The organism is Kribbella sp. NPDC104740, assembly GCF_055583505.1.
In genome coordinates, this window is record NZ_JBVJNV010000001.1 from 932,744 (window position 1) to 957,883 (window position 25,140).

24 protein-coding genes are annotated in these 25,140 nt (G+C 69.5%); 16 read left to right on the forward strand and 8 right to left on the reverse strand.

Translation table 11 applies throughout. The features are described from left to right. The first annotated feature begins 10 nt into the window (after positions 1–10). On the forward strand, positions 11–343 hold the full coding sequence (locus tag ACZ6Z4_RS04445; protein WP_465558043.1) for a hypothetical protein: 333 nt from the start codon (positions 11–13) through the stop codon (positions 341–343). Between the two features lie 62 nt (positions 344–405). Continuing rightward, positions 406–2,724, forward strand: a complete 2,319-nt coding sequence (gene pcrA / locus ACZ6Z4_RS04450; protein ID WP_465558045.1) for a DNA helicase PcrA — start codon at positions 406–408, stop codon at positions 2,722–2,724. Positions 2,725–2,769: 45 nt separating this feature from the next. On the opposite strand, the gene ACZ6Z4_RS04455 is transcribed toward pcrA, so the two are convergent. Both ACZ6Z4_RS04455 and ACZ6Z4_RS04460 read right to left on the reverse strand, forming a co-directional pair. Next, positions 2,770–3,786, reverse strand: a complete 1,017-nt coding sequence (locus ACZ6Z4_RS04455; protein ID WP_465558047.1) for a TerC/Alx family metal homeostasis membrane protein — start codon at positions 3,784–3,786, stop codon at positions 2,770–2,772. A 143-nt stretch (positions 3,787–3,929) separates the two neighbouring features. Further along, on the reverse strand, positions 3,930–4,391 hold the full coding sequence (locus ACZ6Z4_RS04460; RefSeq protein WP_465558049.1) for a hypothetical protein: 462 nt from the start codon (positions 4,389–4,391) through the stop codon (positions 3,930–3,932). 147 nt (positions 4,392–4,538) lie between these two features. Between ACZ6Z4_RS04460 and ACZ6Z4_RS04465 the strand changes: the two genes are divergently transcribed. Next, positions 4,539–5,102, forward strand: a complete 564-nt coding sequence (locus tag ACZ6Z4_RS04465; protein WP_465558051.1) for a hypothetical protein — start codon at positions 4,539–4,541, stop codon at positions 5,100–5,102. Between the two features lie 33 nt (positions 5,103–5,135). Here ACZ6Z4_RS04465 and ACZ6Z4_RS04470 read toward each other — a convergent pair whose 3' ends face one another. From ACZ6Z4_RS04470 to ACZ6Z4_RS04485, 4 genes are all read right to left on the reverse strand, one after another. After that, complete coding sequence (locus tag ACZ6Z4_RS04470; protein ID WP_465558053.1) at positions 5,136–6,443, reverse strand: lanthionine synthetase LanC family protein; 1,308 nt, start codon at positions 6,441–6,443, stop codon at positions 5,136–5,138. Positions 6,444–6,467: 24 nt separating this feature from the next. Beyond that, the gene (locus ACZ6Z4_RS04475) at positions 6,468–7,004 is read right to left on the reverse strand and encodes a DUF6886 family protein (protein ID WP_465558055.1); all 537 of its coding nucleotides are present in this window, start codon (positions 7,002–7,004) and stop codon (positions 6,468–6,470) included. A 48-nt stretch (positions 7,005–7,052) separates the two neighbouring features. Beyond that, positions 7,053–7,940, reverse strand: coding sequence for a M23 family metallopeptidase (locus ACZ6Z4_RS04480; RefSeq protein WP_465558057.1), 888 nt, complete (start codon positions 7,938–7,940; stop codon positions 7,053–7,055). Positions 7,941–8,192: 252 nt separating this feature from the next. Beyond that, a complete protein-coding gene (locus tag ACZ6Z4_RS04485; protein ID WP_465558059.1) occupies positions 8,193–9,059 on the reverse strand; it encodes an esterase/lipase family protein in 867 nt (288 codons plus the stop codon). Positions 9,060–9,240: 181 nt separating this feature from the next. Between ACZ6Z4_RS04485 and ACZ6Z4_RS04490 the strand changes: the two genes are divergently transcribed. From ACZ6Z4_RS04490 to ACZ6Z4_RS04515, 6 genes are all read left to right on the forward strand, one after another. Further along, positions 9,241–9,660 (forward strand): cobalamin B12-binding domain-containing protein, encoded by a 420-nt coding sequence (locus ACZ6Z4_RS04490; RefSeq protein WP_344175217.1) that lies wholly within the window; start codon positions 9,241–9,243, stop codon positions 9,658–9,660. Positions 9,661–9,984: 324 nt separating this feature from the next. After that, a complete protein-coding gene (locus ACZ6Z4_RS04495) occupies positions 9,985–11,256 on the forward strand; it encodes an ABC transporter substrate-binding protein (RefSeq protein WP_465558062.1) in 1,272 nt (423 codons plus the stop codon). A 91-nt stretch (positions 11,257–11,347) separates the two neighbouring features. Further along, positions 11,348–12,400 carry a carbohydrate ABC transporter permease gene (locus tag ACZ6Z4_RS04500; RefSeq protein WP_465558064.1) on the forward strand — a complete coding sequence of 351 codons (1,053 nt, stop codon included), beginning with the start codon at positions 11,348–11,350 and terminating at the stop codon, positions 12,398–12,400. Then, positions 12,400–13,275 carry a carbohydrate ABC transporter permease gene (locus tag ACZ6Z4_RS04505; protein WP_465558066.1) on the forward strand — a complete coding sequence of 292 codons (876 nt, stop codon included), beginning with the start codon at positions 12,400–12,402 and terminating at the stop codon, positions 13,273–13,275. The genes ACZ6Z4_RS04500 and ACZ6Z4_RS04505 overlap by 1 nt, the downstream gene beginning before the upstream one ends. Continuing rightward, a complete protein-coding gene (locus tag ACZ6Z4_RS04510; RefSeq protein ID WP_465558068.1) occupies positions 13,272–13,415 on the forward strand; it encodes a hypothetical protein in 144 nt (47 codons plus the stop codon). The genes ACZ6Z4_RS04505 and ACZ6Z4_RS04510 overlap by 4 nt, the downstream gene beginning before the upstream one ends. Positions 13,416–13,606: 191 nt before the next feature. Continuing rightward, positions 13,607–14,146 (forward strand): RICIN domain-containing protein, encoded by a 540-nt coding sequence (locus ACZ6Z4_RS04515; protein ID WP_465558070.1) that lies wholly within the window; start codon positions 13,607–13,609, stop codon positions 14,144–14,146. 51 nt (positions 14,147–14,197) lie between these two features. Here ACZ6Z4_RS04515 and ACZ6Z4_RS04520 read toward each other — a convergent pair whose 3' ends face one another. Further along, positions 14,198–15,832: a glycoside hydrolase family 13 protein gene (locus tag ACZ6Z4_RS04520; protein WP_465558072.1), complete on the reverse strand. Its 1,635-nt coding sequence runs from the start codon at positions 15,830–15,832 to the stop codon at positions 14,198–14,200. A gap of 183 nt (positions 15,833–16,015) precedes the next feature. On the opposite strand from ACZ6Z4_RS04520, the gene sucC reads away from it, so the two are divergent. Further along, positions 16,016–17,191: an ADP-forming succinate--CoA ligase subunit beta gene (gene sucC / locus ACZ6Z4_RS04525; protein ID WP_465558074.1), complete on the forward strand. Its 1,176-nt coding sequence runs from the start codon at positions 16,016–16,018 to the stop codon at positions 17,189–17,191. 13 nt (positions 17,192–17,204) lie between these two features. After that, on the forward strand, positions 17,205–18,089 hold the full coding sequence (sucD, locus tag ACZ6Z4_RS04530; RefSeq protein WP_363666642.1) for a succinate--CoA ligase subunit alpha: 885 nt from the start codon (positions 17,205–17,207) through the stop codon (positions 18,087–18,089). Positions 18,090–18,137: 48 nt separating this feature from the next. Here sucD and ACZ6Z4_RS04535 read toward each other — a convergent pair whose 3' ends face one another. Beyond that, positions 18,138–19,472: a hypothetical protein gene (locus ACZ6Z4_RS04535; RefSeq protein WP_465558077.1), complete on the reverse strand. Its 1,335-nt coding sequence runs from the start codon at positions 19,470–19,472 to the stop codon at positions 18,138–18,140. A gap of 234 nt (positions 19,473–19,706) precedes the next feature. Between ACZ6Z4_RS04535 and ACZ6Z4_RS04540 the strand changes: the two genes are divergently transcribed. From ACZ6Z4_RS04540 to ACZ6Z4_RS04560, 5 genes are all read left to right on the forward strand, one after another. After that, on the forward strand, positions 19,707–20,942 hold the full coding sequence (locus ACZ6Z4_RS04540) for a cell division protein PerM (protein WP_465558079.1): 1,236 nt from the start codon (positions 19,707–19,709) through the stop codon (positions 20,940–20,942). 15 nt (positions 20,943–20,957) lie between these two features. After that, positions 20,958–21,566, forward strand: a complete 609-nt coding sequence (purN, locus tag ACZ6Z4_RS04545; RefSeq protein ID WP_465558081.1) for a phosphoribosylglycinamide formyltransferase — start codon at positions 20,958–20,960, stop codon at positions 21,564–21,566. Beyond that, positions 21,563–23,122: a bifunctional phosphoribosylaminoimidazolecarboxamide formyltransferase/IMP cyclohydrolase gene (gene purH, locus ACZ6Z4_RS04550; protein ID WP_465558083.1), complete on the forward strand. Its 1,560-nt coding sequence runs from the start codon at positions 21,563–21,565 to the stop codon at positions 23,120–23,122. Before purN ends, purH begins: the two co-directional genes overlap by 4 nt. Before the next feature lie 89 nt (positions 23,123–23,211). Beyond that, entirely contained in the window at positions 23,212–24,192 is a 981-nt protein-coding gene (locus tag ACZ6Z4_RS04555) for an alcohol dehydrogenase catalytic domain-containing protein (RefSeq protein ID WP_465558085.1), read from the forward strand. Continuing rightward, positions 24,185–25,138, forward strand: coding sequence for a Gfo/Idh/MocA family protein (locus ACZ6Z4_RS04560; RefSeq protein WP_465558087.1), 954 nt, complete (start codon positions 24,185–24,187; stop codon positions 25,136–25,138). The genes ACZ6Z4_RS04555 and ACZ6Z4_RS04560 overlap by 8 nt, the downstream gene beginning before the upstream one ends. Positions 25,139–25,140: the final 2 nt, after the last annotated feature.

Sequence of the window (25,140 nt, forward strand, 5' to 3'; positions counted from 1 at the left end):
ACTGCGCCCCGTGAACGTGCTGCGCGTGACCAGCGAGAACGGTGAGACGTACGACGACCCGTCCGAGGACCTCCTGTTCGACCTGCTGGCCGAGGTCGAGCGCGGGGAGTCGGAGTTCCTGATCGTCGAGCGCACCACGGACCCGAGCGGCCAGACCTACATCCAGACCGTGCGCAACCCCGACGGCACCTACCTGGTCGAACGCCGCGAAGGCGACGCGTCGAGGCACTTCGGAACCACCGCCGCCGACCACCGAAGCGCCCATCAGCTCCTCACCGACTGGTCGTTCGAGCTCTTCCGGGACACCCACCACACCTGGACGAAGCTCGGTTTCCCGGGCTGATGTCGCACCCGAGCTGACCGCCGTACCGGAACTGTCCGTGGGAGCGCCTACCCTGGTGGGCGATGACTACGCTGTTTTCTCCTGATGAGCTTCCGGTGCCGCTCGAGCAGCCCAGGAAGGGTAAGGCTGACCCTGAAGAGTTGCTGGAGGGGTTGAACCCTCAGCAGCGGGCGGCGGTGGTGCATGCGGGGAAGCCGTTGCTGGTGGTGGCCGGGGCCGGGTCGGGTAAGACGCGGGTGCTGACGCGGCGGATCGCGTATCTGCTGGCGGCGCGGGACGCGCATCCGGGGGCGATTCTGGCGATCACGTTCACCAACAAGGCGGCCGCGGAGATGCGGGAGCGCGTGGTGGACCTGGTCGGGCCGCGGGCGAAGCTGATGTGGGTGTCGACCTTCCACAGCTCGTGTGTGCGGATCCTCAGAAGGGACATCAAGCGGTTCGGGATCAGTTCGACGTTCTCGATCTACGACGACACCGACTCGCGGCGGCTGATGACGCTGGTCTGCCGGGAGCTCGACCTCGACGTGAAGCGGTACAACCCGCGCGCCGTGCTGAACTGGATCTCCACCCAGAAGAACGAGCTGGTCGACCACGAGACGGCCGCGTCGAAGACCTCCAACCACCTGGAGGAGCAGTACGCCGAGTGCTACCGGATCTACCAGGAGCGTCTCGCGCAGGCGAACGCGCTGGACTTCGACGACCTGCTGATGACGACGGTCAATCTCCTGCAGGCCTTCCCGGAGGTCCGTGAGTACTACCGGCGCCGCTTCCGTCACGTGCTCGTCGACGAGTACCAGGACACCAACCACGCGCAGTACACGCTGATCCGTGAGCTCTGCGGCGAGGACGAGCCGGGGCGCAACGGCCCGAGCGCGCCGCCGGCCGAGCTGATGGTGGTCGGCGACTCCGACCAGTCGATTTACGCGTTCCGCGGCGCCACCATCCGCAACATCCTCGCTTTCGAGGAGGACTTCGCGGGCGCCGAGACGATCCTGCTGGAGCAGAACTACCGCTCCACCCAGACGATCCTGACCGCGGCGAACGCGGTGATCAGCCGCAACGAGGGCCGTAAGGCGAAGAATCTGTGGTCCGACCAGGGCCAGGGTGAGCAGATCGCGGTGTACGTCGCCGACAACGAGCACGACGAGGCGCAGTTCGTCGCCGACGAGATCGACCGGCTGGCCGACGCCGACAAGGTGAAGCCGTCCGACGTCGCGGTGTTCTACCGGACGAACGCGCAGTCGCGGGTGTTCGAGGAGGTGTTCATCCGCACCGGCCATCCGTACAAGGTGGTCGGCGGCGTCCGGTTCTACGAGCGCAAGGAGGTCCGCGACGCGCTCGCGTACCTGCGGGTGCTGGTGAACCCGGAGGACACGGTCTCGCTGCGGCGGATCATGAACGTGCCGAAGCGTGGGATCGGCGACCGCGCCGAGGCCGCGATCGAGGCGCTGGCCTCGCGGGACCGGATCTCGTTCGCGCAGGCGATGCGCCGCGCGCAGGACGCGCCGGCGATGGCGTCGCGCTCGGTGAACGCGGTGCAGTCGTTCGTCGACATCCTCGACGAGCTGACCGCGATGGTCGACTCGGGCGCGCCGCCGGACGACATCCTGGACGTCGCGCTGCATCGTTCCGGGTACTACGAGGAGCTGCAGAAGTCGCCCGACCCGCAGGACGAGACCCGCCTGGAGAACCTGGACGAGTTCATCTCGGTCGCGCGCGAGTTCGTCGAGGAGCGGACGGCGGCCGCGGAGCCGTCGGACCTGCAGGCGTTCCTGGAGCGGGTCGCGCTGGTCGCCGACGCGGACCAGATCCCGGACGCCGCCGACGATGGTGGCGTGGTGACGCTGATGACGCTGCACACGGCGAAGGGCCTGGAGTTCCCGGTCGTGTTCCTGACCGGCATGGAGGACGGCGTCTTCCCGCACTCGCGCTCGCTGACCGATCTGAAGGAGCTCGAGGAGGAGCGACGGCTCGCGTACGTCGGGATCACGCGGGCCCGGCAGCGGCTGTCGATCTCGCGGGCGGCGGTGCGTTCGGCGTACGGCGCTCCGCAGCACAACCCGCCGTCGCGGTTCCTGGAGGAGATCCCGGCCGAGCTGCTCGACTGGCGCCGCGACGAGTCCGCGATCACCCGCTGGTCGGGGACCGGGACGAGCCGCGGGAGCGGGATCCCGAGCCGGTACGAGCCGGCCCGGCGGACCGCGTCGGACAAGCCGGTGATCAGCCTGAACCCGGGCGACCGGGTCGTGCACGACAGCTTCGGGATGGGCACGGTCGTCGTCGTCCGCGGCGAGGGTCAGCAGGCGCAGGCCGACATCGACTTCGGGTCGGAGGGTGTGAAGCGGTTGCTGCTCAGGTACGCGCCGGTGCAGAAGCTGTAGCCGGCGCCGCAGCGCCGGCCCAGCACTCGCGAGCCTGCCAGCAGGTCAGGCCGAGTCGCCGCGGCCGGCGTCGTCGCGCCGCCGCGTCGCCCGCAACGACCCCGCGTGCGCCTTCGTCTCCGGGGAGTTCCGGGTCTTGAGCAGGCTGGCCACGACCACGACCAGCAGCACGACGACGATCACCCCGAGACTGACCGAGGTCGGCACCTCCGGCACCGATGCATCGATGTCGACGTGCGCCCAGTGCAGGATCAGCTTCACCCCGATGAACGCCAGGATGACCGCGAGCCCGGCCGACAGGTACACCAGCCGGTCGAGCAGCCCCTTGACCAGGAAGTAGAGGGCGCGCAGCCCGAGCAGCGCGAACGCGTTCGCCGCGAACACGATGAACGGCTCGTCGGTCACCCCGAACACGGCCGGGATCGAGTCCAGCGCGAACAGCAGGTCGACCCCGCCGATCGCCACCAGGACGACGAACAGCGGCGTCACCAGCCGGCGGCCCTCCCGCCGGATCACCAGCTTGCCGCCGACGTAGTCGTCGGTGATCGGCAGCACCCGCCGGGCGGTCCGCACCACCACGTTGTTCTCCACGTCGGGATCCTCGTTGCGGTGCCGGAACAGCTGGACCGCGGTGAACAGCAGCAGCAGACCGAACAGCAGGAACATGAAGGAGAACAGCGACAGCAGGGTGGCGCCGACCGCGATGAAGATCGCCCGCATCACCAGGGCGAGCACGATGCCGAAGGTGAGCACCTTGTGCTGGTGCTTCTCCGGTACGGCGAACGTCGTCATGATGATCACGAAGACGAACAGGTTGTCGACCGACAGGCTCTTCTCGACGATGTAGCCGGCGAAGTACTCCGTCCCGGCGGCACCGCCGTACTGGCTGGTGAACCACACCCCGAACGCGACCGCGACGGCGACGTAGAACACCGACCAGGCCGTCGCCTCGCCGAAGCCGACGCGGTGCGGCCGCAGCGTGGCCAGCACCAGGTCCACGGCCAGCAGCAGCACGATCAGGCCGATCGTCACGGCCCAGGTCAACCCACTGATCTCGAGCAAGGATCCTCCCGGTCGAACGCCGAATCTCTGATCCGGCCGGAACGGACGTGCCACGGCGCTGGGCTGATGGTTGCCCTACGCCACGATCTGCTCAGTGTCTCAGGTCGCACAAGCCGGCGGCCGCAGGTACGCCGTACGGCCGGTCATCGGTGGTCGTTCAGCTCGTTGGTGAGCCACTGGGTGAGGACCCGGGTGTCCTTCACCGTGTTGGTGGTGACGCGCAGGTCCTCGGTGCCGGTGACGGAGTGGACGACTGTCTGCTCCTTCGCCGTCGTGACCTGGGCGATCTGGCCCCAGGCGAGCCGCCGGCGGCCGAGCGCGACGCCGTCGGCGTCGACCACGAGCGTCCAGCGCCGGGTCCGCAGGTTGTTGAGGATCAGCAGCAGCGCACCGGCCGCCAGTACGGCGAACGCGGCGCGCGCCGACGAGATCACGTCCCAGGTCGCGTCGCCCGACAGCAGGCTGATCGTCCGGGTGCCGTTGATCAGCAGGATCGCGCCCGCGACGACCAGCCCGAGGGCCAGCCGGGTGCGTTCCGGGCCGATCGCCAGCCGGCCGTGCTCACGGAGCGTGGCGGTCCACTGGGTGGGTCCATCTGACGGCATCGAGGCGCCCTTTCTCGGCGGTGCAGACGGCGATCCTCCCACGCCGCGAGGCCCCGCGGGCGTCCAGGAATGCGCGTTCGCGTTGCGAGATGGCCCTGCCGTGGGTCACTCTGGGTCTTCGGCCCTCCCCGGACGACAGGTCCTCCCATGCCCAAGGCAGCTGACAGCTCCACCCGCCGGATCATCCTGGCGGGAGCCAATCCTGGGCTGCGGCTGTTCGACGAGAAGGGCCGGGTGACGGCGTACGCGTCGATCTGGATGGTCGACTGGTCGGTCCGGGGTTCCGGTACGGCGGTGGTGCTGTGGTTCGACGGGATCGTCCGGGTGGTCTCGGAGGATGTGGATCTGGCGGCCTGGCTGGAGCGGTACTTCGTCCGCTCGTTCCTCGAGGTGCAGGGCTTGCCGTGGCACGAGCCGGCGGTCGAGCGCGATCTCGTTCAGGTCCGGATGAACCTGGCCGACGGGCTCAGCGCGAAGGCGGCGGACATCCAGATCGAGATGGGCGGTGTGCTGGACCGCCGCCTGTTCGCGACCGACACCTTCCAGCTCGCCGAGGGCATGCACAGCCTGAGCCTGGTGATCGCTCCGGTTCGGTCGGCCACGGTCTCGATCGGCGGCGCCTCAGTGCCCGGTTTCGTCCAGGTCGACGGCTCCCCGGACCGTCCCGGCTCGTCTGCCTTCCTCACCACCGCTGAGGTCTGGCGCCGCTGACGCCGGACCGCCGGTACGCCGTACGCCGCTGAGCTAGCCGGCCCACCAGGTGTCCATCCGGGCCTGCGGCTGCGCCGCCGGGCCCTGCTCCACCACGCGCGCCGTGTGGAACAGGAACGCCGCGATCCCCGCCGCGCCCTGCATCCAGCCGACCGACGGCGGCAGCAGCGGGTCCTCGTTGCGGTGCTCCGTGAACCTCCAGTACGTCCCGTCCGTGTGGAGGGCGTGCGCAACCAGGGTGTCGGCGAGCAGCCGGGCGAAGGCGAGCTCGTCGTCGCCCCGGCCCCGGTGCCACGCGTCGAGGAAGATGTCGCCGACCCCCGCGGTGCCGCAGCACCGCCCGTCGTTGTCCCAGAAGCCGGGATGGAGGCGCTCGGGAATCCCCGACGTACGAACGCTGTAGAGACAGCGGGCTCGCCATTCGGCAGGCGCCGTACCGGCGATCGAGGGGGCGCCCGCGGCGTCCAGCGCGGCGAAGGCGAGCGAGGTGCCCGAGGCGCCGTGGCACCAGGTGTAGGTGATCTCGTCCTCGTCGTTGATCTCCGTCGGGATGTAGCGCTGTACGACGAACCCGCGCCCGTCGGTGCGACCGATGGAGACCAGCTGCTCGGCCGCTCGCACGGACGCGCCGACAAGCTCCGGGCGATCCAGCGCGAGACCTCCGGCCGCGAGAGCAGCCGAGACCCCGGCGAGACCGTGGGAGAGGTTGGGCATGACGGCCCCGGACTCGGTCCGGAAGCGCTGGGGGACGAACGGCCAGCCGAGGTCATCGTCAGCAGACTCGGCCAGCAGGATGTCGGCGGCTCGGTTGGCCAGTTCGGCGCCCGCCTCGACGCCGTGCCGGGCAGCCCAGACGCCACCGAGCAGGACCCCCGCGCTCCCCAGCGTCATGTCGTGGATCCGGGTCCCCGGCAGAAACTTCGGCGGGAGCATCTGCGTCTGCAGCCAGCCGTCGTCCTCGGCCAGCTCCAGCAGCCGATCGACAGCAACCCGTACGCCGTCCAGCCGGTCGACCGCGACCAGCGCACCGATCGTGCTGACCAGCCCGTCGAAGTACGAGACGTCGGTGGTTGCCGGGATCACCGCGATCAAGCGCTCGGCGACCGCGTCGGCGAGCTCCACCTCAGCAGGAGTCCACGCCCGGCTCAAGCGGATCTCGGCGAGCGTGTGCAGCAGCCCGGCGACCCCGCTGTGCATGCTGTCGCGGTCCCAGGAGACCTCCGGCTCGACCCCGTCGACCACCGCACCGGGGATCCACGGCCCGTCAGGCGCCCAGCGCAACTGCCCGAGCGTCCACTGCCAGGCGGACTCGGCGGTCTCGAGGTAGGTCGGGTTCCTCACCGGCACATGGTGCCACCACAGCCGTCAGCTCACGGCAGCAGGCCGAGGCAGCGCGTTCCGCAGCCGGATCCCGCTGAACTCCAGCGTGCTCACGATCACCTCGTCCCAGAACGCGTGCAGGTTCGGCAGCACGCGCAGCTGGATCCCCGCCTCGGCGTGCAGCGCGAACAGATCGCCCACGCGCTCAGCAGGCCCGAGCGGCCGGACCTCGCTCGTCGCGACCACAGCGGCGTCATGCGGCTCGAAGGCGTCCGCCGGCAGCCGGTACGCGTACAGCTCGACGGTCCGCAGCGCCTCCAGCCATCCGTACTCGATGGCATGTACCCGCGTTCCACAGCCGTCGCCGACGATGCGGGACAGATCAGCAGCAGAAGTCCCGGGGCCCGCCCACGCCATCGCGCGGGGGCACTGCCGGGGGAACCAGTAGTCGGGAGCGCGCTCGGACCCGACGGCCCAGACGTACGGCGACGGCTGTTGAGCGGTCGCGGCGACGTGCGGGCGGAAGACCTCGATGGTCGGGTCTTCGGAGAAGTGCAGGACCTCACCGGCTGCCGGACGCATGCCGAGCAGCTTAGAGGTACGACGGCCCGCCGGGGCAGGGCCGGTGGATCAGGGGTTGAGGCCGCAGACCTCGCGCAACCACGGCATCGGGTTGATCGCGGAGCCACCGTTGGGGTGGACCTCGAAGTGCAGGTGCGGGCCGGTGGTGTTGCCGGTGACGCCGACCGCGCCGACCTGGTCGCCGGCGTACACGGTCTCGCCGACCTCGACGCTGAACTTCGACATGTGGTTGTACCAGGTGACGGTGCCGTCGGCGTGCTCGACCTGGACCTGGCGGCCGTAGGCGCCGGCCCAGTCGGCGAAGACGACCTTGCCCTTCATCACCGAGCGGATCGGGGTGCCGATCGGGGCGGCGAAGTCGGTGCCGGTGTGGTTCGCGGCCCAGCGGCTGCCGCCCTGACCGAAGGTGGCGGTGATGTGGTAGCCGGAGATCATCATCTCGCAGCGGGTGGCCGACTCGCGGGCCTTCTCGGCGGCGGCGGCCGCGGCGGCCTTGGCGGCGGCCAGCGAGGACGCGCGCTTGGCGGTCAGCGCCCGGGTGGCGTCGAGCTTGGCGGCGCGGGCCTTGGAGAGCCGGTCGGCCGCGGCCTGCTTCTTGGTGGCTTCGGTGCTGGTGAGCTCGACCCGGGAGGAGTCACGGGTGGCCAGCTGGCGGCGCTCGATCCGGGCCGTGGTGACCTCGGACAGGCTGTTGCCGCCGGACAGTGCGGCGATGTTGACCGCGGAGTTCGCCTGCGTCGGCGACGCCAGGGAGCTGTGGCTGAAGCCGACAGCGCCTGCCGCCGCAGCGAGCGCTGCGGTGAGACCGACGATCTGGGTACTGCTGGGGGTGTTACGCCGGGCAACACGGTGTTTGGCGTGACGTGATGCGCCGGTCTTGCGCGCAGCACTGTTGCCTGGCGTGACGCGGTTTCCCGCGGCACGGTGCTGGGACACAACGTGGCCTTTCGGTCACAGGGGAGGGGCACTGTCCGCTCGCCCGGGGATTTGTTCCCCCTGGCGGGCTCAAGCACCATAACGGACGGGTCACGAGCCGACAAACCCTGCCACCCCTTTTTCCGGCCCTCCTTCACGAAACTTTTGCATGAGCCGCTGCACGTGCATCCGCTCACCCGCGTAACAAGCTGCTAGGTCAACCAGTTTCGGGCCGAGATCCTGACAAAGATCCGGCAAGTTGTTTTTCGTGTCCTACGCGACCTGGTCGTCCAGATGGGCCAGTACGCCGCAGATCCGGTGCACGACGTCGCCGTGGAACGGCAGCGACAGGTGGCCGACGCCGTTGATCCGGACGTTCTGCGCGATCAGGTCGGGGTGCCGGACCCGCGCGCGGCGCTGCGGGACGATCAGCTGGTCGACGTCGCTGTAGTACGCCACGAACCGCGTCGCGCAGTCCGGCGCCGGCTCGGCCAGCTCCTCCATGAGGTCGCTCTCGGGGCGCAGCTGCTTGACCAGCGGCCACGGCAGCAGGCGCGCGGCGACAGTGCCCTGGTGCGGCGTACCGAGCGTGACGCAGGTGTGCACGCGCTCGTCGCCGCCGAGGCGCTGCACGTAGTACCGGGCGATCAGGCCGCCCAGGCTGTGGCCGACGATGTGGATCTGGTCCGACCCCGACTCCTCGCAGAGCGCCTCGACCTCGGCGGCCATCCGCCGGGCCGTCGACCGTACGTCGAGCGTCAGGGGTGAGTAGGAGAAGGTGTGGATCCGGGTGAAGCCGCGCCGCAGCAGCTGCCGGCGCATCAGCGCGAAGACGGTGTGGTTGTCGACGATGCCGTGCGCGAGCAGGATCGGCGTACCGGCCGCGCGGACGTCGCCGACCAGCAGGCTGCGCTGGGCCGGGGTCAGGCGGTCGAGCGACAGCCGGTCCGCGCGGCTGCCGGCGCCGCCGACCAGGCCGAGCGGATACATGGCCAGATGAGTGGTCAGCCAACCGAGCTCCACCGCCGCGCCCTGCAGAACGCGTGGGGACAACGCGGAGCGAGCGCCGTACCGGAGACCGTCGAGGGCCTGCCACAGACTGCTGCGCGCACCGCCCTGCTCTACCGCCTCAGCACTCATCGGCGACTCCTCACGTCCCATCAGACCCCCCGCGCCACTGGTCTGACTTCTCTTTCACGGTAACCGGTTCCCAGATCGCGTGGCGGGGAACACACGGCTTCGTGTCTTATCCGTGAGGTGCCGCTCGGATAACCTGCGAAACTGGACGCAACGCGGCGCTCCAGTACTGAAAGGCCGATCCATGCCTGCCACCAGCACCCTGCGCATCGTCGTCGCCAAGCCGGGCCTGGACGGGCACGACCGGGGCGCGAAGATCGTCGCCCGGGCGCTGCGCGACGCCGGGATGGAGGTCATCTACACCGGCCTGCACCAGACCCCGGAGCAGATCGTCGAGACCGCGATCGCCGAGGACGCCGACGCGATCGGCCTGTCGGTGCTGTCCGGGGCGCACATGACGCTGTTCAAGAAGGTGCGCGAACTGCTGGCCGCCCGGGACGCCGACGACATCGTCGTGTTCGGCGGCGGGATCATCCCCGAGGCCGACCTGGCCCCGCTGGCCGAGCTGGGTGTCCGCCGGATCTTCACCCCGGGCGCCCCGACCCACGAGATCGTCGACTGGGTGCGCACGAACGTGGGCGACGCCTCCGCGACCACGGCCTGATCACTGAGCGTCACCCCCCGTACCACCCCGCGCACAGCGCCGTAGTTACTAATCGGTAATACCGAATCGTTAAGAAACACCTGGTTGTGCGGGCTGTCGAATCGCGGTCGCATACAGCCATGCGTTTGTCCGTACGGACGATCGGTCAGGTGTGTGGCTCAGGACACATCGCCCCCGATCTCGGTTACTGTCCGGACAGGGCCGTACGCAGTGTGGTGGGGGACTGCCACGGCCCGCGCAGGACCAAGCGAGATCCCATCGGGAGAGGGCAGGTACACGATGAGGTTTGAACGATCACACGCACGCCGGGCGGCCGCTCTGGCCATGACCGGCAGCCTCGTGCTGCTGGCCTCCGCGTGCGGCGGTGACGACGGGGACAGCGGCGGCGGCGGTTCGACCGGGGGAGCGCTCGAAGGGCGCGGTCCGATCACGTTTGCCACCGGCAAGGACACGTCGGGGAACCTGAACAGCCAGGTGGAGGCGTGGAACTCGCAGCACCCGGAAGAGAAGGTGACGGTCTCCGAGCTTCCCGAGTCGGCCGACCAGCAGCGCGCGCAGATGATCCAGAACGCGCAGAACAAGTCCGACTCGTTCAGCGTGCTGAACCTGGACGTGGTCTGGACCGCGGAGTTCGCCGCGAACCGCTGGGTCACCGAGCTGCCCGAGGACCAGTTCCCCGACCTCGGCAAGCTGCTGCCGTCCACGCTGGACACCGCGAAGTACCGGGACAAGCTGTACGCCGTCCCGGTCACCTCCGACGGTGGCCTGCTGTACTACCGCAAGGATCTGCTCGACAAGGCGGCCGTGAAGCCGCCGACGACGTGGACCGAGATGAAGGACGCCTGCGCCAAGGTCAAGGCGTTGCCGGAGGCAAAGAGCATCAACTGCTACGCCGGCCAGTTCGAGAAGTACGAGGGCCTCACGGTCAACTTCTCCGAGGCGATCAACGGCGCCGGCGGTGTCGTGGTCGGCGAGGACGGCAAGCCGGACGTCGACACGCCGGAGGCCCTGGAGGGCCTGAACTTCCTGGTCGAAGGCTTCAAGTCCGGTGAGATCCCGAAGGCCGCGATCACCTACCAGGAGGAGCCCGGCCGGCGTGCGTTCCAGGAGGGCAACCTGCTCTTCCACCGCAACTGGCCGTACGTGTACGCGCTGGCGAACAAGACCGACGGCTCGTCGAAGATCGCCGGCAAGTTCGCGGTCGCGCCGCTGCCGGGCCTGAAGGGCCCGGGCGTGTCCACCCTCGGTGGCCACAACTACGCGATCTCGGAGTTCGCCAAGAACAAGGCGACCGCGGCGGACTTCATCAAGTTCATGTCCAGCGAGGAGCGCCAGAAGGCGAACATCGAGAAGACCTCGCAGGCCCCGACCTGGGCGTCGCTGTACGACGACGCGGCGCTGACCAAGCAGTTCCCGTACCTCGCCCCGCTGAAGGCCTCGATCGAGTCCGCGAAGTCGCGGCCGAAGGTGGTCAAGTACGGCGATGTCACCACCGCCATCCAGGAAGCCGCGTACGGCGCCCTGACCGGCACGACACCTCCGAAGGATGCGCTGGCCGGCTTGCAGACCAAGCTGAGCACGCTCATCACGCAATGATCGAACTGGCGGGGCCGGTACGCAGCACACGCTGGGTACCGGCCCCGGCCTGTCCCCACCGCCGTGAGGCCGTGGAGAGAAGGAGGCAGAGGTGAGTGCATCCGACGTGGCCGTGAAGCGGCCACCGACGGGGACCGAGAAGGTCCGCAAGACCACGTTCAACGAAGGCACCGGCCGGCTGGCCGCGCTGCTGCTGTCGCCGACCCTGATCGTGCTGGTCCTGGTCGTCGTGTACCCGATCATCTCGGCGCTGCGCGAGTCGCTGTACACCAGCGGCCAGCGGATCGACGAGGACGGGTTCGTCATCCAGGGCTCGGAGTTCGTCGGCCTGGACAACTACACCGCGATCTTCTCCGGCGAGACCGGGGAGCGGTTCTGGAACGCCTTCTACAACACCACGTTCTTCACCGTCACCTGCGTCGTCCTCGAGACGCTGCTGGGTGTGGCGATGGCTCTGGTGATGCACAAGGCGTTCAAGGGGCGCGCGATCGTCCGGGCCAGCATCCTGGTCCCGTGGGCCATCCCGACGGTGGTCTCGGCACTGCTGTGGAAGTGGATCTTCCAGGCCGACGGTGCCGCCAACGCGCTGCTCGGCACCCAGATCCTGTGGTCGACCGAAGGCTGGCAGTCGGTGGCGTCGGTGATCGTCGCCGACACCTGGAAGACCGCACCGTTCATCGGGCTGCTGGTGCTCGCGGGCCTGCAGACCATTCCCGACGAGGTCTACGAGGCAGCGAAGGTCGACGGCGCGAGTCCGTTCCAGACCTTCCTGAAGATCACGCTGCCGCTGGTGAAGCCGGCGCTGCTGGTCGCCGTCCTGTTCCGCATCCTCGACACCCTGCGGATCTTCGACCTGCCGTTCGTGCTGGTCGGGCCGAACAAGGAGTCGGTGGAGACGCTGTCGATCCTGGCCTACCTGGAAGCCAATCAGACCCGGTACGGGCCGGCGGCGGCGTACGCGACGTTGCTGTTCCTCTACGTGGCGGTGGTCGCGTTCGTGTTCGTCAAGCTGCTCGGCGCCGACGTGCTGGGTGACGCGGTGCAGAAGAAGAAGACCAAGAAGGGCAAGGACCGCGACAGCGCACCGCCGGGGGTCGCCCTGGGGTCCGCGGCCGGTATGAGCGGCGCAGGGAGTGGAGTCTGATGGCCACAGCAACGAAGGCTCCGGCCAAGATCGACGTCAAGGCCGCCGAAGCGAGTCCGCTGCGCCGGTGGCTGCCACTGGTCGGCGTGGCGATCATCGTCCTGTACTGCCTGGCGCCGTTCTACTGGATGGTCGTCTCGGCCCTGCGCCGGCCGACCGACCAGTTCGAGAACTCGATCATCCCGACCACCTGGTCGCTGACGAACTTCACCGACGTGTTCAAGCCGGGCACCGGGTTCGGCCGCGCGCTGCTGAACAGCCTGCTGGTGGCCGGGGTGGTGACGATCCTGACCCTGGTGATCGGCATGGTCGCGGCGTACACGCTGGCGCGGCTGGACTTCAAGTTCAAGAACGTCGTGCTGGCGATCATCATCACCACCTCGATGTTCCCCGGCATCTCGCTGGTGATCCCGCTGCTGAAGCTGTTCATCGACATCAAGTGGATCAACACCTACCAGGCGATGATCGTGCCCAGCCTGTCGTTCGCGCTGCCGCTCGCGGTGTGGACACTGACCACGTTCTTCCGGCAGATGCCGAGAGAACTGGAGCAGGCGGCGATGGTGGACGGTTGTACGCCGGCCCAGGCGTTCTACAAGGTGATCCTGCCGCTGGCCGCACCTGGTGTGTTCACCACGGCGATCATCACGTTCATCGCGGCCTGGAACGAGTTCCTGATCGCGCTGAGCATGATCAACAAGAAGGAGCTGCAGACCGCGAACGTGGTGATCTCGCAGTTCACCGGCGCGTCCGGCCGGGACCAACCGTTCGGCAGCCAGATGGCCGCGGGTGTGGTCGTCACCATCCCGCTGGTGATCGCGGTGCTGATCTTCCAGCGCCGCATCGTCGCCGGCCTGACCGCTGGTGGCGTCAAGTGAGCTACGACCGCGACCGAGACGACCGGGACCGGCGCGACCGCGAGGAGCGGGACCGCCGGGACCGGGAGGACCGGGATCGCAGAGATCAGGAGGACCGCGACCGCCGGGACCGGGAAGACCGCGACCGGCGCAACCGCTGAGAACAGCAAAGGCGCCCCGGACATCGTCCGGGGCGCCTTTGTCCTGTTGCAGCAAGTTGCAGTCGATTCGCCCGGCGGGCTGTTGCGACCCTTGGGCCCCCCGCGTAGCGTCCGGCGAAAGCAAGTAGTCACGACGGCGCCGGCCCGCCTGCGAATGCACTGTCGATCTCCTATGTCATGAAGGAGATGTGATGACGAAGTTTGTTCGCGGCACGACGGCCGCGGTGATGGCGCTCGCGTCGGTGACCGTCGGGTTCGCCGGTGCACTTCCGGCCACGGCCGGGGCAACAGTGGACGTGGAACCTTCGGTGAACGTCTCGAGGGTGCCCAGCAGGACCCAGGCAGATTCGCGGCAGCTGATCCGGAACCGGGCGACGCTGCGTTGCCTGACCACCAACAGTGCGGGATCGACCACCACCGTGAGCCCGTGCAACACGGGCAACGGGTACCAGGTGTGGTACACGACCCCGACCACTCCGATGCGGATCCGCAACCAGGCGACGGGTCGGTGTCTTTCGTACAGCACTTATGCCGGATCGGGCACGGGTGCGGTCTGGACCGCGCCCTGCGACGGATCGACGTGGCAGTTGTGGAGACAGCACATTGCCGGCTGGCTCAGTACCTGGAACCACAATCCCTATCGGTACCTGGACAGCAACAGCCAAGGCGCTGTCTACACGTTGCCCGGAAACAGCAGCCAGAACCAGTTGTGGCAGCGGCTCTACTTCTGAAAAGCGAGGACGGATTCTCCAACCGGGGCAGGAGAATCCGTCCTCGTGGTCTCAGACCTTCAGCCAGACCGTTGCGTCGACCGGAAGTTCGCCGTTGGTGAGTGGCTCGCTGGCCAGCAGGACCTCGCCTGCGGGGAGGGCGACCGGCGCCGCGCCCAGGTTGACCACGCAGCGGAAGCCCGGGTCGCGGGTGAAGGAGAGGACGCCCGCGGGGGCGTCGTCGTCCCAGGTGAGGCGGCCTTCGCCGAGGGATTCCTCCGTACGCCGGATCCGCAGCGCCGCCTTGTACAGCTCGAGGTGGCTGTCCGGATCGCCGGCCTGCGCGGCTGCGGTCAGTGGGGCCCAGTCGGTGGGCTGGGGGAGCCAGGGCTGCTCCGTGCCAGGGCCGAACTCGTACGGCGGCTCGGTGCCGCCCCACGGGATCGGGACGCGGCAGCCGTCGCGGCCGCGGACGGTGTGGCCGGAGCGCTCCCAGGTGGGGTCGTCCAGCGAGGACTCGGGCAGGTCCTCCACCTCGGGCAGGCCGAGCTCGTCGCCCTGGTAGATGTACGCGCCACCGGGCAGCGCCAGTTCGAGCAGGGCCGCGGCGCGGGCCCGGCGCAGGCCGAGGGCCAGGTCGGTCGGGACCTCACCGGCGCCGGCCAGCGCGACCTTCAGGTCGCGGCCGTACCGGGTGCGGTGCCGGATGGTGTCGTGGTTGCTCAGCACCCAGGTCGCCGGGGCGCCGACCGCCCACAGGCTCTCGGTGGTGTAGTCGATGACCTGGCGCAGCTCCTTCGCGTCCCAGGCGCAGCGCAGCACGTCGAAGTTGAACGCCGAGTGCAGCTCGTTCGGCCGCACGTACTTCGCCAGCCGCTCCGCCGGGGACAGCCAGGCCTCGGCGACGAAGACCCGCGGGCCCTGCGGCGTACCGGCGTACTCGTCGGCGATCGCGCGCCAGCGCTGGTGGATGGTGTGCACGCCCGGCTGGTCGTAGAACGGGTTGCCGATGTACTTGTCGTGGGTCGGCTGCCCGTCCTTCAGCGGTACGTCGGGCAGCGACGCGTCCTTGGCCATCGAGTCGGCGACGTCGATCCGGAAGCCGTCGATGCCCCGGTCGAACCAGAACCGCAGGATCGCGTCGAACTCCGCGATCACGTCCGGGTGCTCCCAGTTCCAGTCCGGCTGGGAGATGTCGAACATGTGCAGGTACCACTGGCCGTCCTCGATCTGCTGCCAGGCGCCACCACCGAAGGCCGCCGGCCAGTTCGTCGGCGGCTGCCCGTCGACGCCGTCGCGGAACCAGAACCGCTCGCGCTCCGGAGAACCCTTTCCGGCGGCCAGCGCGGCCTTGAACCACGGGTGCTCCCAGGAGCAGTGGTTCGGCACCAGGTCGATCAGGATCCGGATCCCGAGCGCGTGCGCCTCCGCGATCAGCGCGTCGGCGTCGGCCAGGGTGCCGAACTCGGGGTTGATGTCGCGGTAGTCGGCCACGTCGTACCCGCCGTCGAGCAGCGGTGAGGGGTACCACGGGCTGATCCAGATCGCGTCGATGCCGAGCTCGGCCAGGTACGGCAGCCGGGCCCGGATCCCGTTCACGTCCCCGGTGCCGTCGCCGTCGGCGTCGGCGAACGACCGGGGGTACACCTGGTAGACGACGGCACTACGCCACCAGTCGTCAGCTGGTCTGGTTGATCCTTCAGTCATGCGCACCAGCCTTTCACGCGGGAGCAACCAACCTGTGACAGTCGTCTCAGCGCGCACCCCGGCTGTTGCCACGGGCGCCGGGGTGGCTAGTCTCAGGCCGACGGAACGCGCCCGGCGACCGTGCCTCTCCGCACCGCAGCCTGCCGCGGCCCAACTCGAAAAGGCGAGAGAGGGACCACAGTCGTGGACTTGATGGAGTACCAGGCGAAGACTGTCTTCGCCAAGCACGGTGTACGGACGACGGTGGGTGAAGTCGTCCACACGGCGGAGGAAGCCCGCGCGGCGGCCGAGAAGCTCGGCGGCGGCACGGTGGTCGTGAAGGCGCAGGTGCTGACCGGCGGCCGCGGCAAGGCCGGTGGCGTCAAGATCGCCACCTCGCCCGACGAGGCGGAGGCCCGGGCCCGCGAGATCCTCGGCCTGGACATCAAGGGCCACATCGTCAAGACGCTGAACATCGTTCCGGCGGCCGCGATCGCGGAGGAGTACTACTTCTCCTTCCTGATCGACCGGGCCAACCGCAACTACCTGTGCATCGCGTCGGCGGCCGGCGGCATGGAGATCGAGGAGGTCGCGCACACCAACCCGGACGCGGTGGCCAAGATCTCGATCGACCCGGCGACCGGTGTCGACGACGCCAAGGCCCGCGAGATCGCGACCCAGGCCGGCTACCCGGCCGACGTGATCGACGCGGTCGCGCCGGAGATCGTCAAGCTGTACGAGGTCTTCCTGGCCGAGGACGCGACGCTGGTCGAGGTCAACCCGCTGGTCAAGCTCGAGAACGGCAACGTCGAGGCGCTGGACGGCAAGGTCTCGCTGGACGAGAACGCCGAGTTCCGGCACCCGGAGTTCGCGGAGTACGCCGACGCGTCGGCGGCCGACCCGCTGGAGGCCAAGGCGAAGGCCAAGGGCCTGAACTACGTGAAGCTCGACGGTTCGGTCGGCATCATCGGCAACGGCGCGGGTCTGGTCATGTCGACCCTCGACGTCGTCGCGTACGCCGGTGAGGAGTTCGGCGGCCAGAAGCCGGCCAACTTCCTGGACATCGGTGGCGGCGCGAGCGCCGAGGTGATGGCCAACGGGCTGGAGATCATCATCTCCGACCCGCAGGTGAAGAGCGTGTTCGTGAACGTCTTCGGCGGCATCACCGCCTGCGACGCGGTCGCCAACGGCATCGTGCAGGCCTTCGAGCTGCTGGCCGGCCGCGGCGAGGCGGTCAGCAAGCCGCTGGTCGTCCGCCTGGACGGCAACAACGCCGACGAGGGCCGCCGGATCCTCGACGAGGCCGGCCTGGCCGGTCTGGAGCGGGTCGACACCATGGACGGCGCCGCCAAGCGGGCCGCCGAGCTGGCTGCGAAGTAAGGGATCGCTGAACATGTCTATCTTCCTGACCAAGGACAGCAAGGTCATCGTCCAGGGCATGACCGGCTCCGAGGGCACCAAGCACACCACCCGGATGCTTGCCTCCGGCACCAACATCGTCGGTGGCGTGAACCCGCGCAAGGCCGGTGAGAGCGTCGACTTCGACGGCACCGCGGTGCCGGTCTTCGGGGGCGTCGCGGACGCGATGAAGGAGACCGGCGCGAACGTGTCGGTCGTCTTCGTGCCGCCGAAGTTCACCAAGGACGCCGTGCTGGAGGCCATCGAGGCCGAGATCCCGCTCGTCGTGGTGATCACCGAGGGCGTGCCGGTGCACGACACCGCCGCGTTCTTCGCCGCCGCGCAGGCCTCGGGCAAGACCCGGATCATCGGGCCGAACTGCCCCGGCATCATCACCCCCGGCGTCTCCAACGCGGGCATCATCCCGGCCACCATCGCGGGCGCCGGCCGGATCGGTCTGGTGTCGAAGTCGGGCACGCTGACCTACCAGATGATGTACGAGCTCAGCGAGTTCGGCTTCTCGACCGCGATCGGCATCGGCGGCGACCCGATCGTGGGCACCACCCACATCGACGCGCTGCAGGCGTTCCAGGACGACCCGGAGACCGACGCGATCGTGATGATCGGCGAGATCGGCGGCGACGCCGAGGAGCGGGCGGCGGCGTTCATCAAGGAGAACGTCACCAAGCCGGTGGTCGGCTACGTCGCGGGCTTCACCGCGCCGGAGGGCAAGACGATGGGCCACGCGGGCGCGATCGTGTCCGGTTCGTCCGGTACGGCGGCCGCGAAGAAGGACGCGCTCGAGGCGGTCGGGGTCAAGGTCGGCAAGACGCCGTCGGAGACCGCGAACCTGATGCGCGAGATCATGCGGAACCTCTGAACGACAGCCTGACAACGGGCCGCAACCCTGCCGGGTTGCGGCCCGTTTCTACTTGAAGGTCGCCGACCGGTCCGCGGCCCGGGACAGGATCTCGGTGAACGCGGTGTCGGTGATGTCCAGGTTCTTCAGCACCGGGTAGAGCAGGTAGACCGCGCGGTCGCCGGAGCCGGCGATCCCGATCCGGAACGTGAAGACCTTGCCGCCGCCGGTGTCGTAGGTCGCCTTCCAGGCCTCGCCCTTGGTCGCGGCCAGGCTGATCGACCCGGTCGACTTCACCGTCGCGGTCGACGTCGACTTGGCGCAGCCGTCGACGTTCTTGCGGATCTGGGCGACGAAGGCCGCCGCGGCGGCCGGCGTCGCGAACCGGGCGACGGTGGCGTCCAGCCCGAACTCGGTCGGTACCTGCGCCTCCGGTACGACGTACGTCTGCGTCTTGTACTTGGTCGCCTTGGCCTTCTTCAGGTCGATCTTCTCGCACAGCGTCCCGGAGCGGACCTCGCCGTCGACGCTCACCCACGGCTTGTCGACGCTGGACAGCACCGGCAGGTCGATCGGCGCCATGAACCCGGCGCTCTCCTGGGTCGGCAGCAGCCCGGTCTTGGCCTGCAGGCTGCCCGAGCCGCAGTCGGCGCCGGTCTCGGTGCAGATCCGCTTCAGCCCGGCGCCCGCGGTCGCCAGTACGCCGTCCGGCTTGGGCGGCGTGGAGCCGGTGGAGTCGTGCTCGAAGACCATCGTGGCCTGACCGGCGGTGGTCACGCTGATCGTGCGGTACTTGTTCGACTTGCTGCCGGTGGGCTGGCCGAAGACGGCGATCACGCCGCGCTCACCGAGGCCCTCGGTGGTGTAGCTGGAGACCAGGCGGACCTGCGGAGAGTTGCACTGGCTCAGCCAGCCGGTGATCGTGCTGTACGCCTTGCCGGCCGCGGTGGTGTCGTTGGAGACCTCGACGTACTGGACCGCGGTGTCCTTGGTGGCGGCGTTCTTGAAGGTGCGGACCCAGGTCCGGACGCCGGCCGGGTCGGCGAAGCGCTGCGCCTGGCAGACGAACGACTTGTCCGGCGCGCTGCTGCCGTCCTCGGTGGCCGCGATCGCCCAGCTGCCGGAGACCGTCAGCGGCTTGGCCGCGGGGCCGTCGATCAGGACCTTGGCGTCGGACAGCGCGTTCTCGCCGCCCTTGTTCGCGTCGGGGCTGCTGGACTTGGAGCCGCCCGGGGAGTCGTCACCGCCGAAGGCGTTCACCGCGGCGAACCCGCCACCGCCGATCAGGACCACGGCCGCCGCACCGGCGCCGATCAGCTGGTTCCGGCGTCGGGACTGCTGGCGCCGCGCCTCACGCGCCGCGGCACGACCGCCGCCGCGGGGCGCACGGTGGGAACCGGACAATGACTCCAGACCTCCTTGCTGAATCCACCCCTGGTCCACGCCGAATGTACCCGGTACCAGGCAAGCAGCCACGCCGAGGTCAACTCGCGCGAAGTCTTCCACATCCGGCGTGTCAGAACGAGCTGCGTCCGGGGGAGGGGGACGATGGGAGGAGATGAGCGAGCGTAGCGAGCGAACAACAAGCAGAGCCGACCTGTCGATCATGCCGAAGCCGAGCGGTAGCGAGGCGTAGGCATGAGCGACATGCTGAGCCGTCCGGGCGCCCGTGACGGCGGATCCCACCAGGCGCCCGGGCCCGCCCAGCCCGCGCCGACTGTCCCGCCCAGGCCGGTGGTGGTTGCTGCTGTCGTGGGAGCGGGTGCCTGTCTGCTCGCTGGGCTGCTGGCGTGTGCTGCCGTCGCGGTGGTCGGCTGGCTGGCCGCTACCTTCGGCGGCGCCTCCGGTGCTGTCCGGGCGGGCGCGTCGGTCTGGCTGCTCGCGCACAAGGCCGGCGTCGGCCTGAACGGCGCAACGATCTCGGTCGCGCCGCTGGGCCTGACCGCGTTCGTCGCCTGGTGCCTGTACCGCGGTGGCCGGTTCACCGCGCGGATCAGCGCCGCCGACCGGACGAAGGACCTGGTCACCGCGGCCGGCGCGTTCGCGGCGACGTACGGGCTGGGTGCGCTGATCATCGCGCTGCTGACCTCCGAGGGCGCGCTGAAGATCTCGCCGCTGTCGGCGTTCCTCGGCGCCGCCTCGCTGGCGCTGGTCGCGGGCACCGCCGGGATTCTGGTCGAGTCCGGTGCTGCTGCCGACATCGCCGACGCGACCCCGACCGGCCTGCGCGACGCCGTACCGGCCGCCGCGGCCGCCGTCCTGACCGTGCTCGGCTTCGCCTCCCTCCTGTACGCCGTACTGCTGGCGGTCCGCTTCTCCCGCGTGACCGCGATGCTCGACCTGCTCGACACCGGCGTCGTCGGCTCGGTGGTGCTGTTCGCGATCTGCCTCGGCCTGCTGCCGAACGTGGTGCTCTACTTCGTCGGCTTCCTGGCTGGCCCGGGCTTCCAGCTCGGGGTCGGTACGTCGATCGCGCCGACCGGGGTCGACGTCGGCAACCTGCCCGCGCTGCCGCTGCTGGCCGCCGTACCGGGTGACGGCGGTACGCCGACGTACTTCCTGGTGCTCACCGCGGTCGTCCCGCTGGTCGCCGGAGCCGTCGCCGGGCTCGTGGTCGGACGGCGCGGGCTGGCCGCGCCGGAGTCGTTCGCGCTCGGTTGGGACGCGTTCGCGCTGCGTGGCGCGATGTCGGCGCTGCTGGCCGCCGTGGGACTGCTGGTCCTGATGCTGCTGGCCGGCGGATCGGCCGGACCGGGCCGGATGGCCGACTTCGGCGTCGGCAGCGCGCTCCCGGCCGCCGGGCTGCTCGGGGCGGGGATGGCGATCGGTGCCGCGGTCGCGGCGGGCGCACTGAAAATCAGGAAAAGCTCTTGAGATAGGGTCCGGGCTGTGGAATTCGCACGGCTCGTGGTGCTCGTCTCCGGCTCCGGCTCCAACCTGCAGGCCCTGCTCGACGCCTGCGCGGACCCGGCGTACGGCGCGCAGGTGGTCGCCGTCGGCGCGGACCGGGACGGGATCGCCGGCCTCGACAAGGCCGCCGCGGCCGGGGTGCCGACGTTCGTGCACAAGGTCAAGGACCACGCCGAGCGGGCCGACTGGGACCGGGCGCTGACCGCGTCGGTCGCGCGGTACCAGCCGGACCTGGTCGTCTCGGCCGGGTTCCTGAAGCTGGTCGGTGACGACTTCCTGGCCGCCTTCGGCGACCGCTACGTGAACACCCACAACGCGCTGCTGCCGGCCTTCCCCGGCATCCACGGCCCTCGCGACGCGCTCGCGTACGGCGTGAAGGTGGCCGGCGCGACCCTGTTCTTCGTCGACGGCGGCGTCGACACCGGGCCGATCATCGGCCAGGTCGTCGTACCGGTCGAGGACGACGACACCGAAGACACCCTGACCGAACGGATCAAGGAGGTCGAACGCCGCCAGCTGGTGGAGTGGGTCGGCCGGCTGGTCCGTCAGGGCTGGACCATCACCGGACGAAAGGTTCGACTGAAGTGAGTGCCGACCGCAGGCCGATCCGCCGGGCGCTGATCAGCGTCTACGACAAGACCGGTCTGGAGGAGCTCGCGAAGGCGCTGTCCGAGGCGGGCGTCCAGATCGTGTCCACCGGTTCCACGGCGGCGCGGATCGCCGCGGCCGGCGTACCGGTGACGAAGGTCGAGGAGCTGACCGGCTTCCCCGAGTGCCTGGACGGGCGGGTCAAGACCCTGCACCCGAAGGTGCACGCCGGGCTGCTGGCCGACGTCCGCAAGGCCGACCACGTCGAGCAGCTGGCCGAGATGCGGGTCGAGCCGTTCGACCTCCTGGTCAGCAACCTGTACCCGTTCACCGAGACGGTCGCCTCCGGGGCCTCCACCGAGGAGTGCGTCGAGCAGATCGACATCGGCGGGCCGTCGATGGTCCGCGGCGCGGCGAAGAACCACGCGAACGTCGCCGTGGTCACGTCTCCGGCGCAGTACGACCAGGTCTACACCGTGCTCGACGAGGGCGGTTTCTCGCTCGCCGAGCGGCAGAAGCTCGCGGTCGCGGCCTTCGTGCACACCGCCGAGTACGACGTCGCCGTCGCGTCCTGGATGGGCAGCGTGCTCACCGACACCAGCGACGGCTCGAACTTCCCGGCCTGGGTCGGGGCGGCCTGGGACAAGAAGTCCGTGCTGCGCTACGGCGAGAACCCGCACCAGCCGGCCGCGCTGTACCTGAACGGCCGCGGCGGCCTGGCCGGCGCCGAGCAGCTGCACGGCAAGGAGATGTCGTACAACAACTACGTCGACGCGGACGCCGCGCGGCGCACGGCGTACGACTTCGCCGAGCCGGCGGTGGCGATCATCAAGCACGCCAACCCGTGCGGGATCGCGGTCGGCGCCGACATCGCCGAGGCGCACCGGCGCGCGCACGAGTGCGACCCGGTCTCGGCGTACGGCGGGGTGATCGCGACCAACGCTCCGGTGACGGTCGAGATGGCCAAGCAGGTCGCGGAGATCTTCACCGAGGTGCTGGTCGCGCCGGCCTACGAGGACGGCGCGGTCGAGATCCTGCAGGGCAAGAAGAACATCCGGCTGCTCGTCGCGCCGGCGGTCTCGGCCGCCGAGCAGGTCGAGATGCGCGCGATCAGCGGCGGCCTGCTGCTGCAGCACACCGACCGCTTCCAGGCCGAGGGCGACGACCCGAACGCCTGGACCCTGGCCGCCGGCGAGCCCGCCTCCCCGGAGGTCCTGGCCGACCTCGCCTTCGCCTGGAAGGCCTGCCGCGCGGTGAAGTCGAACGCGATCCTGCTGGCCTCCCAGGGCGCCTCGGTCGGCGTCGGCATGGGCCAGGTCAACCGCGTCGACTCCTGCCGCCTGGCCGTCTCCCGCGCCGGCGAACGCGCCACCGGCTCGGTCGCCGCCTCCGACGCCTTCTTCCCCTTCCCCGACGGCCTCGAGGTCCTCCTCGAAGCCGGCGTCACCGCCGTCGTCCAGCCCGGCGGCTCCATCCGCGACGAAGCCGCCATCGAGGCCGCCACCAAGGCCGGCGTCACGATGTACTTCACGGGGACGCGACACTTCTTCCACTGAGCTGACTCCGAGGAGGCGGCCGCGCTGGTTGCGGTCGCCTTCTTTGCGGTTGGGGTTTGCCACGTGGCAAATGATGGAAACACAGGGGTATGGCGGATCTTGCGGCGGTGCTGGTGGGTGGGGGCCGGGTCGAGTTTCGGGAGGTGGAGCGGCCGGTGGCAGGGCCGGGGGAGTTGGTGGTGCGGTGCCGGGCGAATGCGATCTGTGGGAGTGATCGGGGGGCGTTCGCGGGTGGGGTGGAGGTGGTGCAGGGGCATGAGGCTGCGGGGGAGGTGGTTGCTGTTGGGGAGGGGACGAGTACGGCTGTCGGGACTCATGGGGTGGTCTATCTGATGGTGTTCTGTGGGGAGTGCCGGAGTTGCCGGGCGGGGGCTACGAACGTTTGTCTCGACAAGCGTGGGGACATGGGGTTCAACCGGGCGGGTGGGTTGGGGCCTTACGCGGTGGTCGAGGAGCGGGTGTTCTTTCCGGTGGACGAGCGGGTTCCGTTCGCCACCGCGACGGCCTTGCTGGATGTGATGGGGACGAGTGGGCACGCGCTGGATCGGGCGTTGGCGGTGCGGCCGGAGATCGAGGATCTGTACGTCGCCGGCGTGGGGCCGGTCGGGCTCGGGGTGTTGTTGATGGCGAAGCTGCGGTTCGGGGCTGATTTTCCGGTGTACGTGAGTGATCCGTCGCAGTGGCGGCTCGACTTCGCGGCGGGGATGGGTGGTACGCCGGTGCAGGAGCCGCCGCTGGTCGACGCCGCGGTGGATGCGAGTGGGCGGACGGAGGCGCGGCAGACCGCCGTACGGCGGCTGGGGCGGCGTGGGGTGCTGGTGTGCGTGGGGCACGGGCAGGGGCTGGAGCTCGATGTGTCGCGCGATCTGGTGTCGAACGAGGCCGCGGTGATCGGGAGCGAGTACTTCCCGTACGGCGATTTCGCGCGGAATCATCAACTGCTGCTGGAGAATATCGAGGCGGTCAGCCAGTTGATCACGCACGAGTTCGATCTCGCGGAGACGCAAGCGGCGTTTGAGACGTTCCTGGGTGGCGAGACCGGGAAGGTCGTGGTGACCCAAGATGCCTGACACCAGAGTCGCGGTGGTCGGGGCCGGCGGGTGGGGGCGGCAGCACGCGCGGGCGTTCGCGCAGCATCCGGAGGCCGAGCTGGTCGGGATCTGGTCGCGCGATCTCGGCAAGGCTGAGCGGCGGGCCGCCGAGTGGCACACCACCGGCTACGACGATCTCGACCGGATGATCGATGCCGAACGCCCCGATCTCGTCTCGGTCTGCCTGCCGAACACCGACCACTTCGCGCTCACCGAGCGCCTGCTGAAGCGAAGAATCCCTTTACTGGTGGAGAAACCGCTCGTCTTCGACCTCGAAGAGGCCCACACGCTCGTCGCCGAAGCCGGTGACACCTTCTTCGCGATCAACTTCAACCACCGGTACGCCGTACCGGTGCAACGCGCGCACGAAGCGATCCGGTCCGGCCGTCTCGGCGTACTCGACTTCCTCACCTGGCGCTTCGGCGGCGAGGGCAGCAGCGCGCATCACCCGTACGCGAACCTGATCGAGACCCAGTGCCACGGCATCGACATGCTCGAGCATCTCGGCGGCCCGATCGAGGCGGTCTCGGCGGAGCTGCACGGCAGCACCGTCGCTGCCACGCTGCGGTTCGCGAGCGGCGCGGTCGGGTCGCTCGTCGGCAGCTACGACTCGTCGTACGCCTACTCGGGCACGCATCACCTGGAGGTCAACGGCCGCGCCGGGCGCGTGCTCGTCGAGGACACCGTCAAGCGCTACACGTTCTCCGCGGCCGGCAACGAGACCCGCGAGGTCTGGGAGGCGGGCTACTTCGACGACCGCGGCCGGTCCTTCGAGCAGACCTTCGACCGGCACCTCGACGCCCTGCTCGCCGCGCTGCGCGCCGGGGAGCAGCCGCCGGTCCCGGCGACGGCGGGGCTGCGGGCGCTGGAGGTCTGTGCTGCGATCATCGAGGCGTCCGGGAGTGGTCGGCGTACGCAGGTGTGAGG

Coding starts and splice junctions, on each gene's coding strand:
- pcrA (WP_465558045.1), top strand. CDS start 406: ATGACTACGCTGTTTTCTCCTGATGAGCTTCCGGTGCCGCTCGAGCAG.
- ACZ6Z4_RS04460 (WP_465558049.1), bottom strand. CDS start 4,391: ATGCCGTCAGATGGACCCACCCAGTGGACCGCCACGCTCCGTGAGCAC.
- ACZ6Z4_RS04465 (WP_465558051.1), top strand. CDS start 4,539: ATGCCCAAGGCAGCTGACAGCTCCACCCGCCGGATCATCCTGGCGGGA.
- ACZ6Z4_RS04475 (WP_465558055.1), bottom strand. CDS start 7,004: ATGCGTCCGGCAGCCGGTGAGGTCCTGCACTTCTCCGAAGACCCGACC.
- ACZ6Z4_RS04485 (WP_465558059.1), bottom strand. CDS start 9,059: ATGAGTGCTGAGGCGGTAGAGCAGGGCGGTGCGCGCAGCAGTCTGTGG.
- ACZ6Z4_RS04490 (WP_344175217.1), top strand. CDS start 9,241: ATGCCTGCCACCAGCACCCTGCGCATCGTCGTCGCCAAGCCGGGCCTG.
- ACZ6Z4_RS04495 (WP_465558062.1), top strand. CDS start 9,985: ATGACCGGCAGCCTCGTGCTGCTGGCCTCCGCGTGCGGCGGTGACGAC.
- ACZ6Z4_RS04505 (WP_465558066.1), top strand. CDS start 12,400: ATGGCCACAGCAACGAAGGCTCCGGCCAAGATCGACGTCAAGGCCGCC.
- ACZ6Z4_RS04515 (WP_465558070.1), top strand. CDS start 13,607: ATGACGAAGTTTGTTCGCGGCACGACGGCCGCGGTGATGGCGCTCGCG.
- ACZ6Z4_RS04520 (WP_465558072.1), bottom strand. CDS start 15,832: ATGACTGAAGGATCAACCAGACCAGCTGACGACTGGTGGCGTAGTGCC.
- sucD (WP_363666642.1), top strand. CDS start 17,205: ATGTCTATCTTCCTGACCAAGGACAGCAAGGTCATCGTCCAGGGCATG.
- ACZ6Z4_RS04540 (WP_465558079.1), top strand. CDS start 19,707: ATGAGCGACATGCTGAGCCGTCCGGGCGCCCGTGACGGCGGATCCCAC.
- ACZ6Z4_RS04555 (WP_465558085.1), top strand. CDS start 23,212: ATGGCGGATCTTGCGGCGGTGCTGGTGGGTGGGGGCCGGGTCGAGTTT.
- ACZ6Z4_RS04560 (WP_465558087.1), top strand. CDS start 24,185: ATGCCTGACACCAGAGTCGCGGTGGTCGGGGCCGGCGGGTGGGGGCGG.